This is a genomic window from Donghicola eburneus, assembly GCF_900115865.1.
Taxonomy (GTDB): Bacteria; Pseudomonadota; Alphaproteobacteria; order Rhodobacterales; family Rhodobacteraceae; genus Donghicola; species Donghicola eburneus.
In genome coordinates, this window is sequence record NZ_FOXY01000052.1 from 1 (window position 1) to 1,905 (window position 1,905).

The window sequence follows — 1,905 nt, forward strand, 5'->3', positions numbered from 1 at the left end:
GCGTGGCACGTGAACTGACGACCCTCATCGATCGGCGGGGAAAGCCCGGGATGATTGTCAGCGATAATGGGACCGAACTAACTTCTAATGCTATCCTGCGGTGGTGTTCCGAGAACCACATCGAATGGCATTATATCGCGCCGGGTAAGCCAATGCAGAATGGATTTGTGGAAAGCTTTAATGGGCGAATGCGAGACGAGCTATTGAACGAGACGATGTTCCGTAATCTGGCACACACCCGCGCGGTGATCGCTGCATGGACCGCCGATTACAATACGGAGCGCCCGCATTCCGCATTGGATTACCGCACGCCTGCCGAATATGCCCGAACTTTAAACCACGCAATCGCCCACCCCGCTGCGCGAGATGAAAGCTCCGCGCGACGGGCGATTGCTCAACACGCGCCAATCGGCGTAAACACCCTGCAGGCTCATATCGCCGCTGGATGAATGTTCAGTGGCAGGTCACAGGCACTACATCCTCTCCCTTCTTGCCTCTTCAAACCATGAAGGCGTCGCTGTTCTGGTCTGCCTTTCTCGGCTGGAAGAAGTAAAGAAGATGGCCATGGGTCTGAGTTCTGTCTTGGATGAGGTGGCGATCTGGACGGGTGATGATGAGATCAATGCTCTCTCGACAACGCCAGGACAGTCTGCACGGGTCTTGATCACGACCCAGCAAAAGCTTGAGGCGTCATGTCGGCATTCTCGCAGCTTCAACAGCGTCAGCGATTACCACTATCAGGGTCTGCCGCGAGAGGTCCGCATCTGGGACGAGAGTTTCATTCCTGGTGTCGAGCTTATGCTGTCCGAAGATGATCTTGCGTCGCTCTTTGGTCTGTTCCGTCGGTCTGCACCCAAGCTCTGCCAAGCGCTACAAGACCTCAGGGATGCTCTTAAAGCCAGCCGTTCAGGGGAGGTGCTGGAAGTCCCCAGTTTGGAAGAGATGGGCGGGATGCAGGGGGGCTATGAGGTCCACAGGCTGCTTGCGGATAAATGCTTCAGCGGAACTGATCGGGAAAGGCTTGAGCGCCTTCAGCAAGCTGCAGGGGAGAAGCTACCTGTCCACCGGAACGCCTTTGGAAGCGCTATGCTACTCGACTACCGAGAAACGCTGCCTCAAGATCTCTTTCCTCTTCTGGTCCTCGATGCCTCTGGCCGCTGTCGCGATACCTATAGTCTGATGGAAAGCCGTGGCGATACGATAGTGCGTCTCCCATCAGCCACCAAGCGCTATGACAATCTCCGTCTTCACCTCTGGTCCACAGGCAGTGGCAAGGCAGCCTATGCCAACGACAAAGAAGAGCGGCTGATCAGAGGGATTGCTGCACAGATTGCTAAGCGACCTGCTGAGGACTGGCTGATCATTCACAACAAGACGTCAGCAGAAGACCTGCGGGAGCGATTGAAAGCCCACTTGGGTGGCAGCGTGACTGGCACACTGCACTTTGTCACTTGGGGCAATCATCACGGGACCAATGCCTATGCTCATGTGCCTAACGTGGTCTTGGCCAGCCTCTTCAATCTCCCTCCAGAGGTCCACGAAGCGCGGGTCCGCTTATGCGCGGCGATGGCAGGAGACGATGCGGTGAGCGCCAAGCAAATCAATAGCATGGCTTTGGGGGAGCACTTGCATAACGCCCTGCAAGCCATTTGCCGTGGAGCAGTGCGCGGTCTGCAGCCTGATGGGACATGTCCGCCTTGTAGGGTCTACCTGATCGCACCAAAGAGAAGTGGCATGAAGGAAGCTCTCCCTGTCCTCTTTCCTGGGGCTCAGTTCGTGGAGTGGATGCCAGAGGGCGCGACCAGGCTGTCCAAGAACATCGCTGCAGTTCTAGCTCTCATCGACGCAGCGTTGCGCGACGGCCTTGGCGATACATGGACCTATGCCGAACTCGCCAAAAGCATT

At 56.5% G+C, this 1,905-nt stretch carries 1 protein-coding gene and 1 pseudogene; both read left to right on the forward strand.

Going from position 1 to position 1,905, the window contains the following annotated elements:
* Positions 1 to 449: integrase core domain-containing protein (locus BM225_RS21480; RefSeq protein WP_143095439.1), on the forward strand; the 449-nt coding region annotated here is incomplete at its 5' end.
* 115 nt (positions 450 to 564) lie between these two features.
* Positions 565 to 1,905: pseudogene (locus BM225_RS21485) on the forward strand (hypothetical protein); the annotation flags it as partial.